Source organism: Maribacter sp. LLG6340-A2 (genome assembly GCF_045057105.1).
Lineage (GTDB): Bacteria > Bacteroidota > Bacteroidia > Flavobacteriales > Flavobacteriaceae > Maribacter.
Genome location: NZ_CP159332.1, coordinates 3,182,821 through 3,197,715, shown reverse-complemented (window position 1 = coordinate 3,197,715; position 14,895 = coordinate 3,182,821). Strand labels below are relative to the sequence as shown.

Genomic DNA, 14,895 nt, shown 5'->3' with positions numbered 1-14,895 from the left:
TCAGCTTTACCTAATTATTAAGGATAAAAAACATAACTTTGTCGCTATTCCAAAAAAAACCCAATGCAACCTATTACCACTTCCCTACTATCGGTCGTAGTTCCTTTATACAATGAAGAGGAAAATGTAACTTTATTAACACAAAAGATTCACGAAAGTTTGGTAGGCTATGAATACCAAATCATTTATGTGGATGACTTTTCTACTGACAGTACCAAAAAAGTGGTAAAATCACTTAAAGATGAGAAGGTACATCTTATTGAATTAAAGAAAAATTATGGGCAAAGTCTAGCCTTGGCCGCAGGTTTGGATTATGCCGAGGGAGAATATATAATTACCATGGACGGGGATTTGCAGAACGACCCCTCTGATATTCCTGAAATGCTTAGTTACGCCGTAACCGAGGAATATGATGTTGTTACCGGTATCCGTCAAAAAAGAAAAGATTCCCTTGTAAAAAAAATACCATCAAAAATAGCCAATTTCCTAGTTAGGAGAATAACCAAATTGGATATCAAGGATAACGGTTGCGCACTTAAGGTTTTTACAAAAGATATTGCCAAAGATTTAAATCTCTACGGAGAAATGCACCGTTTCATAACCTTATTGGCACATTTGGAAGGCGGACAGATAAAACAAATTCCCGTGAAACATCATGCGCGGCATGCCGGTGTTTCCAAATATGGTTTGGAAAGAGTGTTTAAGGTCGTAGCCGATATGATGCTTCTTTTATTCATTCGTAAATATTTTCAACGACCTATACATCTGTTCGGTATTTTCGGTTTTTTAATGATTTTATTGGGGATTTTAATCAATATATACCTGTTCATCGTAAAAGTTGGATTTGGAGAAGACATAGGCACCAGACCCCTATTGATGTTCGGGATGATGTTCATTCTGGCAGGCATACAACTATTTACTATTGGAATTGTAATGGAGCTTTTAATACGTACCTATTATGAATCCCAGAAAAAGAGACCTTACCGTGTTAAAAAAGTAAGTGTAGGTGGCCAAGTTAAATAAAAAAGTAACCACGGGCATTAAGGTACTGATCAGTGCACTTCTGATCTATTTTATTTACACTAAAATAAACCTTGGTGAGATAAAGGACATTTTAGGTAAAAGTAACCCGCTCTATCTATTTATTGCGGTGCTTTTTTTTATTGCTTCAAAAGTAATAGCCGCTTTACGTCTCAACTTATATTTTCACCAACTTAAAATACCGTTGACCCAACAAAGCAATCTCAAATTATATGTATTGGGAATGTTCTATAATCTTTTTCTGCCCGGAGGTATTGGTGGTGATGCCTATAAAGGCTATATCCTTAAAAAGAATTTTAACGTACCCACCAAAAAAATTGTGAGTGTTCTGGTTTTAGATCGTCTAGGAGGCTTATTACTCCTCTTTATATTTACGTGTGGACTATTGTCAATAATACATTTAGAAATACTTAAAGATATAAAGTGGCTATTTATCACCGCTATACCCCTCTCTATTTTGGTATACTGGTTAATGAACAAAAAGTTCTTTGACTATGTATTTCGGATCTTTTGGAAAACAATATTGTTATCAGGATTGGTACAGTTGGCACAGTTATTCTGCCTTTGGAATATTTTATTAGCGCTTGAGATTACCATGCATCAAATTTCCTATCTCATCATTTTTCTTATTTCTTCTATTGTTGCCGTACTGCCTTTAACCTTAGGTGGTATAGGAAGTAGGGAAGTAACATTTTTTTATGGCGCACAGTTTTTAGGTTTGGATGAAAATATTTCTGTGGGTATTAGCGTAGTATTTTTTTTAATAACCGCATTCATATCCTTAGGTGGTATTTGGTATCACTTCAAAAAAATAAAGTTGGTATTGAGCCCGTCTTCTTTAAACGATCAATAGATATGTAGCAAATACATTTTTCGGGTTACCTTATGGCGGGTAGAAGGGTTCAAGAATTTACCCTGAAGTCGTGTAATTCTAAATTGATCAACACTATACTGGGCATCCCAATCAAAACCTTTATTTTGTAACAGGTTCATCTCATCTTCCGTTGCATATACCCAAATATCTTTTTTATTCTTTAATGATGCCGCTGTGGCAATCTGTACGGGAAATTTATTATAAAAGTCCAATGCCCATGTAAAATCGTCTCCAACTTTATAAATACGATCAACGGGGATGTTCTTTTGGTTGATGATTTTTGCCATAGATGAACCCCCTTGATACTTTAATAAATTAGGATAAAAATGTAAGTTCAAAACAGCATTTAATAGTACGGAAGCGCATACGGACATTGTTATAAGTTTTACATAATCGCCTTCTCTTTTTATCACGTAATATATAGCGATCAATGCTGCAATGATAAGTGGCACATATACAAAAACACTCTGTAACTTAAATACGTAAAAGCATATTAAGGCAGTAGCAATACATACAATTGCAAGTATAAAGAACTGACCGTTTTTTAAAATTTTAATAGTACGCTGCTGATCACGTGTATAAATATTATATAGATAGGATGCAGATAGTACGGCAAATAAAGGGATAGTAATATTTAAATAATGAGGTAGCTTAAATTGGGCAAAACTAATAATGGCAAAGATAAGCGTGATACCTCCTAAGGTTAAAAATTCATGTTTAGGGTCATAGGCCAGTTTTGACTTAAAAAAAGTTCTTAGCCTGTTCCAATATGCAACTATACCAATAATTGTCCAAGGAAGAAAGACCCATAAAAAGGTATGAAAAAAGAAAAAGAAGTCACTACTGTTCTTACCTATACCCTCCCCGCTAAGACGTTCAAAACTTTGTTCCCAAAAAATAAAGAAAATACCGCTACGATTGTTTTTGCCTCTTATCACCTTTTCAGGATGCAAATCAAACTGAATATAATAGGCATATAACATAGGTGTTATGGTAAGTGCAAATACCAGTAATGCAAGAAGAACTTTCCAGTTTATAAAAGCCTTCCACTTTTTTGTATACGCTACATGGCAGAGCAAGGGCAAACCAATGACCAATAAGGCTATCTGGCCTTTGGTAGAAAATGCCATTCCTGCTGCAAACGCACCAATGACTATACCGCGTACAGAACCTTGTTCTATATACTTGGCAAGTTGCCAAATGGCCAGTATACTAAAACCTGTCAAAACAGCATCTGTACGCACATCTATTGCACCTAGGACAATAGTCTGGGCCGTCATGAAAATCAACGCGGCCAACCTACCTACATGCTTGTTGTACAACAAGGCACCAAGTCCATAGCAGCTATATGCCGCAAGCAACGTCGCCATTATTCCTGGAATTCTATAGGCCCAAGCATGAATACCAAAGATTTTATAGGAAATGGCAGCCAGCCAATAATGCATATGAGGCTTGTCCAAGTATTCGTTGGGACCCTTAAATAGGCTTAGAAAATCATTCTCTTGTACCATTCTCATGGCCATTACCGAAAATTGGGCAGAATCATTTTCAAACAAAGTTGCAAACATACCTGCCAGGTACACCAAGAAAATTAAAACAATTAAAAACCAATACCTTAGATTGGATATCATAGGGAAAATTTGCGAAGTGCAAATATAAATAACTTTACAAACAACCAACCGAAGAATGATCCCAATACCGCACCCGTTAAAATATCAAGAGGAAAATGAACACCAATGTATACCCGGCTATATGCAACAAATGCCGCCCAAGTAAGTAACCCAATACCTATATATTTAATTTCAGATTTTAACAACGCGGAAAAAAATACCGCAACCGCAAATGCGTTGGCCGCATGGGCAGAGAAGTAACCATATTGACCACCGCAATAACTTTTAACCAATCTCATTACTGGTTCAATTTCCGGATCGTGACAAGGCCGTAATCTAGCCACGCCATATTTAAAGAAATTACTTAGTTGATCGGTTACGGTAATAAGCAAAGCAACTGTGACCAATAAGGCCAAGGTTTGCTTAATACCAAGTTTTCTATATGCTATGACCAATAAAAAAACATAAAGGGGCAAAGCGCTGAGCTTATGGGAAATAAATTGATAAAAAAAATCCCATTTATCAGTCCCTAATCCGTTTAAAAAAACAAATAGGTCCTTATCTAATTCTAGCAGTTCTTGAAGCATATTGATTACTCTTCATATCTGGAAACTTCACGATCATAGAATGCCGTGGCGGCTACGATTAGGTTTTCTGCCTCTTCTTCCAATTCTTTTTCATCTTCCTTTGAAAATTCCTCTAACCATTCTACCTCATCATTCTCCAAATTGATTATAAACCTTGGAAACTCGGTATGTACCACAAAGATTGCGGTAGGAAAATCTGTATTATCGCCCAGTAAAAACTTTGGAAACTCCATAATCTAAAAACTAATATTCACTATTCTATTTCAAATTGATGGTACAAACCTAACCAACAATTAATTTTTTTGTCAAATAATTGAATCGAAGATACAACATAATGGCAGATGCCGTTAATCCTGTAAGTAGTCCTATCCAAATACCGGTACTTTTAAAAGGCGTATATAGTCCCAAGTAAAAACTAACGGGAAAGCCTATTAACCAATAAGCCACAAAGGTGATAAAAGTAGGTATACGTACATCTTGCAACCCCCTTAAAGCTCCTAGTACAACGACTTGAATACCATCGGAAATCTGAAAAAAAGCAGCTACCAACAATAATTCCGCCGCCATGACCAACACCTCCGAATTATCTGCCATATTCGCAACATCGTTCACGTCTAAATATAGCGCTGGAAACCAGTGCCTACCTAGAAGAAAAAGCGCGGCAAAAATAATTTCCAGCAGTAAGGTTAAAAAGAAAATAGATTGTGCAATTCTCCTTAATTCTTTAAAATTGCCCAACCCTTTTTGATTACCAACTCGTATCATTGCAGCGATACCTAAACCCATACCGAACATAAACGTCATACTACTTAAGTTCAACGCGATCTGGTTAGCCGCCTGCGCATTTTTACCCAACACTCCGCTTAACCATATAGCACCTGTGAAAATAGCTACTTCAAAAAACATTTGTAATGATGAAGGAAAGCCTAAGGCGATTATTTTATTAATGACCTTTTTCTCAATGGTATTAAAATTGAATCCGGTAACATAAAAATTGAATTTATCCTTACTCTTTAAAATATACCAGATATAAAGAACCATTATAATTCTTGAAACCAAGGTTCCAATGGCTGCACCAATAATACCCATTTCCGGAAAACCAAAATTGCCAAAAATTAGGAGATAATTTAAAACTATATTTATGATGTTGGCTACTATAGTAGCATACATAGGGTACTTAGTCTGTGACAACCCTTCAGAGAACTGCTTAAAAGCCTGAAAGATGATTAAAGGTATTAATGAAAAAGCTACCAAATCCAAATAAGGCATTGCAAGTGCTACCACCTCCCCTGGTTGTTTCATGGCATACATTAACGGTTTGGCCAATAGTATTAGCCCAAATAATGACAATCCAAGAATAGTGCATAATACCAAGCCATGTTTTAATGCACTTTTTGCATTTTGTTTATTTTCCGCACCGTCCGCTTCTGCAACCAAAGGAGTAATTGCCGTTGAAAAACCTATACCCAAGGACATGGCTATAAAAACAAAACTATTGCCCAAAGAGACTGCAGCAAGTTCCGCAGTACCTAATTGACCAACCATAATATTATCAGCAAGCTGCACAAAAGTATGGCCTAGCATACCCAGTATCACGGGAACAGATAATTTTACATTATATCTAAACTCTTTTGTATATGCCTTGAACAAAATATGGAATTCAATTTGCGACAAAGGTACTTCTAATTCCAAAATTTAGTAGTACGCTATGTATTAATCTATACATACCAATAATTTAGATACCTTGGAGGCCTTTTTTCTACACCTTAGCCTTGAGAACCATGGTAATACAATTTATTAAAAAAAATTTCTTACTTTAAAGAACACTTTTTTATTAAAACTTTACGTTACTACAATAACCATTAACTAATTCCCCCTAAGAAATGAATTTACAACCATTGATTTGGGTTATCGATGATGATGATATTTCAAAATATGTACTAAAGCGAAACCTAAAAGAAATAGGCATTACCAATATTTTTGAATTTCCAGATTCCGTTGAGCCCTTAGAGGTAATATCAAAAAATAGACAAACTGGCGAAATACTCCCGGATATTATTTTTCTGGACTTAAATATGCCGGTCTTAAACGGATTTCAATTTTTGGACGAGTTAAATGAATTTAGTAGCGAGTTGAAAAAGAACATACATATTTTTATGTTGACCTCTTCCATGAACGATAAGGACATGATCAAAGCCAAAAGCTATCCCATGGTTTCAGAATACTTTGTAAAACCCTTAAAATATGACCATTTGGTAAAAGCGGTGGCAAAAGTTACTGAACAGCATAAAGAAGTTTAGTCATTCTTTTTTGCCTGGTTCCAGAAAACATCCATTTCCTGTAGGGTCATATCTTTTAACGATTTTCCTAATTTGGCGGCTTGCGCTTCTACATATTGAAATCTTTTTGTGAATTTCTTATTGGTGCGCTCCAGTGCATTTTCTGGGTTAACCCCCAAAAATCTGGCATAATTGATCATTGAAAAAAGAACATCTCCAAACTCAGATTCAACCTTGTCATTGTTACCGGATTTGATTTCAGCTTGCAACTCCCCTAGTTCTTCCTGCACCTTGTTGAACACCTGTTCCGGTTCCTCCCAATCAAATCCTACACCGGCCACTTTATCTTGTATTCTATTGGCCTTTACCAAAGCCGGTAAACTTCTTGGCACTCCTTCCAATACGCTTTTCTTACCCTCTTTTAATTTAATTTGTTCCCAATTTTGTTTTACTTCCTCTGCATTGGCAACCTTAACATCTCCATATATATGTGGGTGCCTATGAATTAATTTTTCACAAATAGCATTGGCCACATCGGCAATATCAAAATCCCCAGTTTCAGAACCAATTTTGGCATAAAAAAAGATATGTAACAATACATCCCCAAGCTCCATCTTTACCTCGTTCAAATCTTCGTCCAGAATAGCATCGCCCAGTTCGTAGGTCTCCTCTATGGTCAAATGGCGTAATGATTGCATGGTCTGTTTTTTATCCCAAGGACACTCGGCCCTTAGTTCGTCCATAATGGTCAATAATCTGTCCAGAGCCTGCAACTGATCGGTTCTACTGTTCATAATTTGGATTTTTGCAAAAATACGTATCCCCGTTCTTACCTGCTAAAATCCTTTATAGATTTCGTACATTTAAAAGTTAAGTTACTATTCTTGTAAAAGATCCGAACAATAAGATATTAGGGGGAAATTTTAAACACCATAAAAAATAACAAATGACCACACGTAGAAATTTTATAAAACAAACTAGCCTTTTTGGGGCGGGTACCATTCTTTTATCACAACTATCATATGCTTCAAATATAACAGGTATTTATGGTGTTCAATTATACTCTTTTAGGGATGATATGCTTAAAAATCCAGAAAGAACATTAGAAAACATAGCCAAACTAGGATATAAGGAAATAGAAAGTGCCGGATCTAGCAAAGGATACTATTATGGATTAACCCCATCCCAAATATCACAAACCTGTAATGATTTAGGGATGAAGATTACCAGCGGACATGTACGACTTGACGACAATTTTGAACGTACTATGGAAGATGCCGTTGCAACCGGCCAAGAATACCTTATTTGCTCTTCCATGCCATCTAACGGGCAAACCGTGGACAATTATAAAAAAGTGGCAGAACAGTTCAATAAGGCAGGAGAAGCCTGTAAAAAATTAGGTTTAAAATTTGGTTACCACAATCATGAATATGAGTTTGAAAAAAAGAACAATGTGGTTCTATACGATGTTTTGATGGACAATACCCAAGACGACCTTGTTCATATGGAGCTAGACCTTGGGTGGGTCGTTGTAGCCGGTAAAGACCCATTATCCTATTTTAATAAATATCCAGGAAGATTTCCACTATGGCATTTAAAGGATATGGACATGGACAAAAAAGAAAGTACGGAATTTGGCAAAGGAGGACTTGATATTGCACTAATGCTACAGAACAAGGAACTCTCCGGGGTTAAACATATTTATGTAGAACAGGAAGAATATGCCAAAACCCCTATGGATAGCATGAAACATAATATGAATTTTTTAAACGCCCTATAACATGTTAAACGTAAGAATTAAACCATGCATCTTTATAATAGGCTTATACCTACTTGTTTCCTCATGTTCATCTAAAAAACAAAGTATAATAGCTGAAAACGCAGAACTGGTTCAAGTTGCCAATACCTTTAGTTTTACAGAAGGACCCGCCGCTAATAAAGATGGTGACATATTTTTCACGGATCAACCAAACGATCAAATTTTAAAATGGACAGCATCTAACAATACCATTGAAGTCTTTAAGTCCCCATCTGGCAGGGCAAACGGGCTATATATGGACCATCAAGGAAACCTTTTGGCTGCTGCGGATGAAAAGAATGAATTATGGCGAATAAACATGGATGGTAAAGTAGACACGCTACTGCAACATTTTGAAGGTGAAAAATTAAATGGTCCCAATGATCTTTGGGTAGATATACAAGGTGGCATCTATTTTACGGATCCATATTACCAAAGACCCTATTGGAAACGTACAAAGCCAGACATAGAAGAACAACGCGTATATTATATTAATCCTAATAGACAACAAATCAATATAGTTGCCCAAGACCTTGTACAACCCAACGGTATTATTGGATCGGAAGATGGTAAGACTTTATATATTGCGGATATTGGTGCAAACAAAACATATTCATTTACCATTCAGGATGACGGAAGTCTTAACAACAAGACTTTATTTGCCGAAATGGGTTCTGATGGAATGACCATAGACCATAAAGGAAATGTTTATATGACCGGTAAGGGCGTAACCGTATTCAATTCGCAAGGGGAAAAAATAAGGCATATTCCCGTACCGGAAGAATGGACCGCAAATGTCACTTTTGGCGGAAAAAATCAAAATATACTTTTTATTACGGCTAAAGGAGCGGTATACACCTTGCAGATGAATGTTCACGGGGTAAGATATCCCAAGGACTAATTGTAATCAGCACGCTAAGAAGGGTACTAAGATATTTAATTGATCAACTTAATATCAAATTTAGACCTTATCATTTAGCTTTTTAATAGTAATATTTTCACACCTATTACCAATAACGCAACAATCAGTTTTAAATATTAAATATTCCTTCTTTTTTTCTATCTTAAACCGCTAAATAACCAAAGAATGAACATTTATATATTTGAAATTATTGGGACGGCCATGTTAATATTAATAGGAAACGGCATTGTGGCCAATCTCGTTTTAAAAGGGACCAAGGGCGCGGATTCTGGCTGGGTAGGAATATCCCTTGCATGGGGTATTGCCGTATTTATTGGTGTTTTTATTTCCGCGGATGTAAGTGGGGCGCACCTAAACCCTGCTGTGTCAATAGGACTTGCCACTGCCGGTAAATTTTCTTGGAATTTAGTGCCAGGCTATATTGTGGCCCAAATTATAGGTGCCATGATAGGTAATCTTTTGGTTTGGCTCACCTATAAAAAACAATACGAAGCAACAGAGGATGAAAATGCAATTTTAGCAACCTTTTCCACGGCACCGGCAATAAGAAGTCCTTTCTGGAACCTGGTAACAGAGATCATAGGTGCTTTTGCCTTAGTATTTGGCGTATTTTATATTGCAGGAGGAGCTATAGGTAATGATCCTGTTTCGTTAGGATCGTTAGACGCTTTACCGGTTGCACTTTTGGTAATGGGTATAGGATTTGGACTAGGGGGCCCAACTGGGTATGCTATTAACCCCGCTCGTGATCTTGGCCCTAGATTAATGCATGCCATTCTACCCATTAAGAACAAAGGAACCAGTAATTGGGGGTATGCTTGGGTACCGGTCGTAGGACCAGTAATTGGTGGTGTTTTGGCCGCTGCATTTTATATGTTAATAGAAACTATTTAATTAGGTACCATTATGAAATCAATATTTTTATTTACTTGTCTATTTTTATACATGAATATACTTGCACAAGAAGTAATTGAACTGCCCTATTCCACAGACTCTGAAGTTAAGTGGCATACGGAAGAAAAAGAGTTTTACTCAGAAATATGGGAGACCCAAGTGGTTACAAACGTTTCTGTACCCCGTTTGGAAATTTACAAAGCCAATAACCCAAATGGCACAAGTGTCATAATAGCGCCTGGAGGAGGTCTTTATGGTCTTAGCATAGAAAGCGAGGGCAGGCAAGTTGCCAGATGGCTAAATGACAGAGGAATAACGGCGTTTGTACTTAAATATAGATTGGTGCCTACAGGCGTGGACGGTATTAAGGAAATCACTGACGAATCGGTTAACAACCCAGCAAAGATAGGAGAACGGGTAAAACCGGTGTTGCCCTTATCCATAGCAGACGGACTTGCGGCTATAACTTACGTAAGGACAAATGCCAGTGACATGCAATTAGACCCAAAGAAAATAGGTTTTATGGGGTTTTCTGCCGGTGGTGCGGTAACTATGGGCGTAACCTTTAATTATACATTGGCGGATAGGCCAGATTTTATAGTCCCCGTGTATCCTTGGATGACCGTTGTAGGGGATTATGAAGTACCGGAAAATGCACCCCCAATGTTGGTCGTATGTGCTACGGACGACCCCTTACAGTTGGCAAAACCAAGTGCAGCACTTTACATGGCATGGTTAGAAAATGATAAAAATGCCGGCATGCACATGTATTCTAAAGGAGGTCATGGATTTGGGATGAAGACACAAGGTTTGGCCTCAGATGATTGGATTGCACAGTTCTATTCATGGACACTTACGGAAGGTTTAACAACAATAAGTTCAAATTAATAAAAATCATATATGTATAAATGGCATTTGCCCCTATTGTATTTAGTAGTATTTTGTATAATGTGCCATACGTTTCAAGCGCATGCCCAAGTAGAAAACGGTTTTACGGAAGAAGTTGCCCAAATCAATTTAAAATATGATACCATTTGGGATCCCCAAAAAGAGACCATTGTTTTTACCGGTAGTTCCAGTGTACGTTTATGGAAAGGGCTAGAAGAAAGTTTTACCAACCATCAAATTGTGAACACAGGTTTTGGTGGTTCCCAATCCTCTGACTTACTATACTTTTTAGATAAGCTAGTTTTGAAATACCAACCTAAAAAGGTTTTTATTTACGAAGGAGACAATGATTTATGGGCCAAAAAAAGACCAAATCAAGTTATTGATACGACCGAAGAAATCATCCGTCGAATAAAAACGTACAACCCAAACACTAAGATTATATTAATCGCTGCAAAGCCCAGTATAAGTAGATGGAAAATACGTGGAAAATATAAACGGTTGAACAGAAAAATGGAAAGGCTATCCGTCAAAGACCCCTTTCTGTATTTTGTGGATGTTTGGTATCCTATGTTGGAAAATAAGAAATTAAGAACAGATATTTTTATTGAAGATGGGCTACATATGAACCAGAAAGGTTATGCTATTTGGTATAAAGCCATGGTGCATTTAGTTGAAAACCAATAATTACAAATAATGATCAAGAATTTTAGTATTAGAAGTATATGCTTTCTAGCTATAGGCTTAGCCTGTATTGCCTGTAGCGAACAAAAGAAAGTACGTATTGCCATGCCTACTACTGATTTATCGGTAAATAGCTTAATACCCAAACCTGTAAAGACCATACCTACAAATTCGGCTTTTGCACTTGATCGGTTTACGGCAATCTACACCTCAAAAAATGCAACGGGTTTTGAAGAGGTAGGAAAATTTTTGGCAGAAAAATTAAATGATCAAACCAAGCTGAACATACCTGTAAATACGGAAGGTATTGCTACCGTTGAAAGAGTGATTTATATAAATGAATCTGACAGTTTGGAATTAGCCGAACCTGAAGCGTATCAGCTGTATATCAATCAAGATTCCATCATTATCAATGCCAATAGTTCCGAAGGTGCATTTAGGGGAATACAAACCCTGCGCCAATTGGTTCCTTTACAAAGTAACGACACCTTGGCACCACAGCAAATATGGCCGATACCTTCCGGTAAAATAGTGGATAACCCAATATTTGAATATAGAGGTTCTATGCTAGATGTTGCAAGACATTTCTTTAGTGTAGAGGATGTAAAAAAATACATAGATTTATTGGCATACTACAAGATCAATGTATTGCATTTACATTTAAGTGATGACCAAGGGTGGCGTATAGAAATTAAATCTTGGCCAAAGCTTACGGAAATTGGGGGCCAAACCGAAGTTGGCGGCGAATCCGGCGGATTTTACACTCAAGAGGAATATAAGGAAATAGTAGCGTATGCCGCTGAACGGTATATGACAATTGTTCCGGAGATTGATATGCCCGGTCATACCAATGCAGCCTCTGTAGCCTACCCTTTTTTAAATGGGAACGGTAAAACACCTAAGCCCTATGAAGGAACCCGCGTAGGCTTTAGTACGTTCAACACTAGAAAAGACACTGTGTATACCTTTATAGACGATGTTGTAAGGGAAATTGCAGCAATTACCCCAGGACCTTACTTTCATGTTGGTGGGGATGAAAGTCACGTAACCAAAAAGAACGATTATATTTATTTTATCAATAAGGTCGAGAAAATTGTTCAAAAACACGGTAAGAGAATGATCGGCTGGGACGAGGTTGCTATTGCAGATGTTGATGAAACCTCCATATCTCAATGGTGGGCAAGTGAGGAAAACGCAAAAAAAGCGGTTGAAAAAGGGATGAAAGTTATTGTATCCCCTGCAAAAAAAGCTTATTTGGATATGCAGTATGATACACTATCTAAATTTGGATTGCATTGGGCAGCATACATTCCTGTTGATACGGCCTATACCTGGTCCCCTGAAGAATACGGAATCCCAAAAGAAAATATTTTAGGCGTAGAAGCTCCATTGTGGTCAGAGACAATAAGCACTATAGAAGAATTGGAATATTTAGCTTTTCCAAGAATCATAGGCTATACTGAACTGAGTTGGAGCCTACCCGAAAATAGAAGTTGGGAAGATTACAAAGTTCGTTTAGCGGAGCAGGCACCGTTCCTAGACCGTATGGATGTTAAATACTACCGCTCCCCGTTAATTGATTGGAAAAAGAGTGATTATACCTACAAAACCATACTAAAAGACTAAATATATATAGCCTCGATATTATATCGAGGCTTTTTTCATGCTTTTGTTCTTCTTTGCCTGTATATCTAAAAGAATGGAGTTCAAGGAATTAAAATCTATTGGTTTTTCCATATAAGCCATAACATTATCAAACGTGGCGGCCATGAGTCTATCTTCCGGTCTACCGGATGAAGTTGTAACGATAATAGGTACGTTGGAACATAGATTTTCACGTTCTTTTGCCTCTAAAAAATCCCACCCGTCTAATATGGGCATATTCACATCCAACAAAATAATATCGGGACAATTATTTTCTTGCAAAAACTCCAGGCCTTCCTGTCCATTAAGGGCCACCGCAATATTCTTGTAACCAAATTTCTCCAATGTAGATGTAGAGATAAAATTTGTTATTTCATCATCTTCAATTATTAATATCTTAATCATATTTCTATATATTCTAAATTAAAACTGTATTCTAAATTCTGTTCCTTTATTTTTTTGACTGCGCACATCAATGTTACCTCCATTTTCACTTACAATAGAGTTCATGATATAAAGTCCAATTCCCAACCCATCTACATGAGTATGCATTCTTTTAAAGAGCAGAAATATTTTATCTGCCAAACTTTGGTCAAAGCCAAGACCATTGTCCTTAAAGATTAAAGTAGTTTTTCCGTTCACTTTTTTTGTGGAGATACGGATACTGAGTTTTCTTTTGGGATGCCGGTACTTTAACGCATTGGACATAAGGTTTTGAAGTATACTCTCTAATTGTACCGGATTATAATCTATACTAGGGCAACTGGAAAAATCTTCTTTTATAATTGACCTACTTTCTATGATTTCTTGAGAGTGGCTTAATTTTATTTTTCCGATAACATCGGCAAATATCATTTCTTCGGTTTGTTCACTTAAGTTTGATTTTATGCTTAAAACCTGATTGAGCGCCCTGATTTTATCACACATAACTTTAGTAACCACCTGCATTTTTTCTACCAATGGTACGGTTTCCGGTGATTCATGTTCAGTAGACATCACCATTTCAAGCAAGCTCTTTAAATTGGTGAGCGGTGCCCGTAGATCATGAGCGGCCACATAGGAAAAGTCTTTTAATTCCTGATTTTTTCTTTTTAAATTTTGATTAACGTCTTTTAAAGAAGTTTGGGTGCTTTTTAATTTGGCAATGGTTTTCACCAAACTAGTGACATCCAAGGTAGACACCCCTAAATATTCGTCTATTTTAAAGGCCCTTACCATAAACTTAAATTCCACGTTGGCACCTTTGAACAATAACTCGTCAAACCCTATGGGGTTACCCGTTTCAATAACATTTTTATAAGCATCATAGCGTTGGGTACCTTCTAAATAAGGGAAAATATCCAGCAAATTTTTCCCTATAAAATTTTCCTTATTGATCCCTAGGGTTTTAACACCTGCTTGGTTTACGCCCACAAAATTCATGTCACGATCTAAAATCACGAAAGGCGAATGGGCATTTTCAAAAAAAGCGCCTTTTATATCATTATCAATCTCGTCTATACTATTCTTGACCATTTTATACGTACTACATTGTAAATTATAGTACTAAGATCTAGAGTATTACGTTCAATATTTTTGGATTTAGGTTATTTGCAAGAAAACTATCGGGGAAATGACGTTAACTGTCGTTGAACCCGTTTTATCGATAAACAAAAAAGCCCCGATTTTTACATC

General features: G+C 36.8%; 16 protein-coding genes. 9 read left to right on the top strand and 7 right to left on the bottom strand.

Annotated elements, in window-relative coordinates:
* The first annotated feature begins 63 nt into the window (after window positions 1-63).
* Both ABVM52_RS13505 and ABVM52_RS13500 read left to right on the top strand, forming a co-directional pair.
* On the top strand, window positions 64-1,023 hold the full coding sequence (locus ABVM52_RS13505; protein ID WP_405381356.1) for a glycosyltransferase family 2 protein: 960 nt from the start codon (window positions 64-66) through the stop codon (window positions 1,021-1,023).
* Entirely contained in the window at window positions 1,007-1,894 is an 888-nt protein-coding gene (locus ABVM52_RS13500; protein WP_405381354.1) for a lysylphosphatidylglycerol synthase transmembrane domain-containing protein, read from the top strand. Before ABVM52_RS13505 ends, ABVM52_RS13500 begins: the two co-directional genes overlap by 17 nt.
* Here the strand turns inward: ABVM52_RS13500 and ABVM52_RS13495 are convergent.
* Genes ABVM52_RS13495 through ABVM52_RS13480 form a run of 4 tightly spaced genes read right to left on the bottom strand, consistent with a single transcriptional unit; the run spans window position 1,888 to window position 5,762 of the window.
* A complete protein-coding gene (locus ABVM52_RS13495) occupies window positions 1,888-3,546 on the bottom strand; it encodes an ArnT family glycosyltransferase (protein WP_405381352.1) in 1,659 nt (552 codons plus the stop codon). The genes ABVM52_RS13500 and ABVM52_RS13495 overlap by 7 nt on opposite strands.
* Window positions 3,543-4,112, bottom strand: coding sequence for a phosphatase PAP2 family protein (locus tag ABVM52_RS13490; RefSeq protein ID WP_405381350.1), 570 nt, complete (start codon window positions 4,110-4,112; stop codon window positions 3,543-3,545). Before ABVM52_RS13490 ends, ABVM52_RS13495 begins: the two co-directional genes overlap by 4 nt.
* A 5-nt stretch (window positions 4,113-4,117) precedes the next feature.
* Window positions 4,118-4,345, bottom strand: coding sequence for a hypothetical protein (locus tag ABVM52_RS13485; RefSeq protein WP_405381348.1), 228 nt, complete (start codon window positions 4,343-4,345; stop codon window positions 4,118-4,120).
* A gap of 49 nt (window positions 4,346-4,394) precedes the next feature.
* A complete protein-coding gene (locus tag ABVM52_RS13480; protein WP_405385133.1) occupies window positions 4,395-5,762 on the bottom strand; it encodes an MATE family efflux transporter in 1,368 nt (455 codons plus the stop codon).
* A gap of 233 nt (window positions 5,763-5,995) precedes the next feature.
* On the opposite strand from ABVM52_RS13480, the gene ABVM52_RS13475 reads away from it, so the two are divergent.
* Window positions 5,996-6,412: a response regulator gene (locus ABVM52_RS13475; protein ID WP_405381346.1), complete on the top strand. Its 417-nt coding sequence runs from the start codon at window positions 5,996-5,998 to the stop codon at window positions 6,410-6,412.
* Here the strand turns inward: ABVM52_RS13475 and mazG are convergent.
* Entirely contained in the window at window positions 6,409-7,185 is a 777-nt protein-coding gene (mazG, locus tag ABVM52_RS13470) for a nucleoside triphosphate pyrophosphohydrolase (RefSeq protein ID WP_405381344.1), read from the bottom strand. The genes ABVM52_RS13475 and mazG overlap by 4 nt on opposite strands.
* A gap of 152 nt (window positions 7,186-7,337) precedes the next feature.
* Between mazG and ABVM52_RS13465 the strand changes: the two genes are divergently transcribed.
* From ABVM52_RS13465 to ABVM52_RS13440, 6 genes are all read left to right on the top strand, one after another.
* Window positions 7,338-8,171 (top strand): sugar phosphate isomerase/epimerase family protein, encoded by an 834-nt coding sequence (locus ABVM52_RS13465; RefSeq protein ID WP_405381342.1) that lies wholly within the window; start codon window positions 7,338-7,340, stop codon window positions 8,169-8,171.
* 1 nt (window position 8,172) lies between these two features.
* The gene (locus ABVM52_RS13460) at window positions 8,173-9,090 is read left to right on the top strand and encodes an SMP-30/gluconolactonase/LRE family protein (protein ID WP_405381340.1); all 918 of its coding nucleotides are present in this window, start codon (window positions 8,173-8,175) and stop codon (window positions 9,088-9,090) included.
* A gap of 186 nt (window positions 9,091-9,276) precedes the next feature.
* Window positions 9,277-10,005: an MIP/aquaporin family protein gene (locus tag ABVM52_RS13455; RefSeq protein ID WP_405381338.1), complete on the top strand. Its 729-nt coding sequence runs from the start codon at window positions 9,277-9,279 to the stop codon at window positions 10,003-10,005.
* A gap of 51 nt (window positions 10,006-10,056) precedes the next feature.
* On the top strand, window positions 10,057-10,893 hold the full coding sequence (locus ABVM52_RS13450; protein WP_405381336.1) for an alpha/beta hydrolase: 837 nt from the start codon (window positions 10,057-10,059) through the stop codon (window positions 10,891-10,893).
* Window positions 10,894-10,905: 12 nt separating this feature from the next.
* Complete coding sequence (locus ABVM52_RS13445) at window positions 10,906-11,580, top strand: SGNH/GDSL hydrolase family protein (RefSeq protein WP_405381335.1); 675 nt, start codon at window positions 10,906-10,908, stop codon at window positions 11,578-11,580.
* 9 nt (window positions 11,581-11,589) lie between these two features.
* A complete protein-coding gene (locus ABVM52_RS13440; RefSeq protein ID WP_405381333.1) occupies window positions 11,590-13,203 on the top strand; it encodes a family 20 glycosylhydrolase in 1,614 nt (537 codons plus the stop codon).
* 18 nt (window positions 13,204-13,221) lie between these two features.
* Here ABVM52_RS13440 and ABVM52_RS13435 read toward each other — a convergent pair whose 3' ends face one another.
* Entirely contained in the window at window positions 13,222-13,626 is a 405-nt protein-coding gene (locus ABVM52_RS13435) for a response regulator (RefSeq protein WP_405381331.1), read from the bottom strand.
* Between the two features lie 18 nt (window positions 13,627-13,644).
* The gene (locus tag ABVM52_RS13430) at window positions 13,645-14,736 is read right to left on the bottom strand and encodes an ATP-binding protein (protein WP_405381329.1); all 1,092 of its coding nucleotides are present in this window, start codon (window positions 14,734-14,736) and stop codon (window positions 13,645-13,647) included.
* Between the last annotated feature and the right edge of the window lie 159 nt (window positions 14,737-14,895).

Coding starts and splice junctions, on each gene's coding strand:
- ABVM52_RS13505 (WP_405381356.1), top strand. CDS start 64: ATGCAACCTATTACCACTTCCCTACTATCGGTCGTAGTTCCTTTATAC.
- ABVM52_RS13495 (WP_405381352.1), bottom strand. CDS start 3,546: ATGATATCCAATCTAAGGTATTGGTTTTTAATTGTTTTAATTTTCTTG.
- ABVM52_RS13490 (WP_405381350.1), bottom strand. CDS start 4,112: ATGCTTCAAGAACTGCTAGAATTAGATAAGGACCTATTTGTTTTTTTA.
- ABVM52_RS13485 (WP_405381348.1), bottom strand. CDS start 4,345: ATGGAGTTTCCAAAGTTTTTACTGGGCGATAATACAGATTTTCCTACC.
- ABVM52_RS13475 (WP_405381346.1), top strand. CDS start 5,996: ATGAATTTACAACCATTGATTTGGGTTATCGATGATGATGATATTTCA.
- mazG (WP_405381344.1), bottom strand. CDS start 7,185: ATGAACAGTAGAACCGATCAGTTGCAGGCTCTGGACAGATTATTGACC.
- ABVM52_RS13465 (WP_405381342.1), top strand. CDS start 7,338: ATGACCACACGTAGAAATTTTATAAAACAAACTAGCCTTTTTGGGGCG.
- ABVM52_RS13460 (WP_405381340.1), top strand. CDS start 8,173: ATGTTAAACGTAAGAATTAAACCATGCATCTTTATAATAGGCTTATAC.
- ABVM52_RS13455 (WP_405381338.1), top strand. CDS start 9,277: ATGAACATTTATATATTTGAAATTATTGGGACGGCCATGTTAATATTA.
- ABVM52_RS13450 (WP_405381336.1), top strand. CDS start 10,057: ATGAATATACTTGCACAAGAAGTAATTGAACTGCCCTATTCCACAGAC.
- ABVM52_RS13445 (WP_405381335.1), top strand. CDS start 10,906: ATGTATAAATGGCATTTGCCCCTATTGTATTTAGTAGTATTTTGTATA.
- ABVM52_RS13440 (WP_405381333.1), top strand. CDS start 11,590: ATGATCAAGAATTTTAGTATTAGAAGTATATGCTTTCTAGCTATAGGC.
- ABVM52_RS13435 (WP_405381331.1), bottom strand. CDS start 13,626: ATGATTAAGATATTAATAATTGAAGATGATGAAATAACAAATTTTATC.
- ABVM52_RS13430 (WP_405381329.1), bottom strand. CDS start 14,736: ATGGTCAAGAATAGTATAGACGAGATTGATAATGATATAAAAGGCGCT.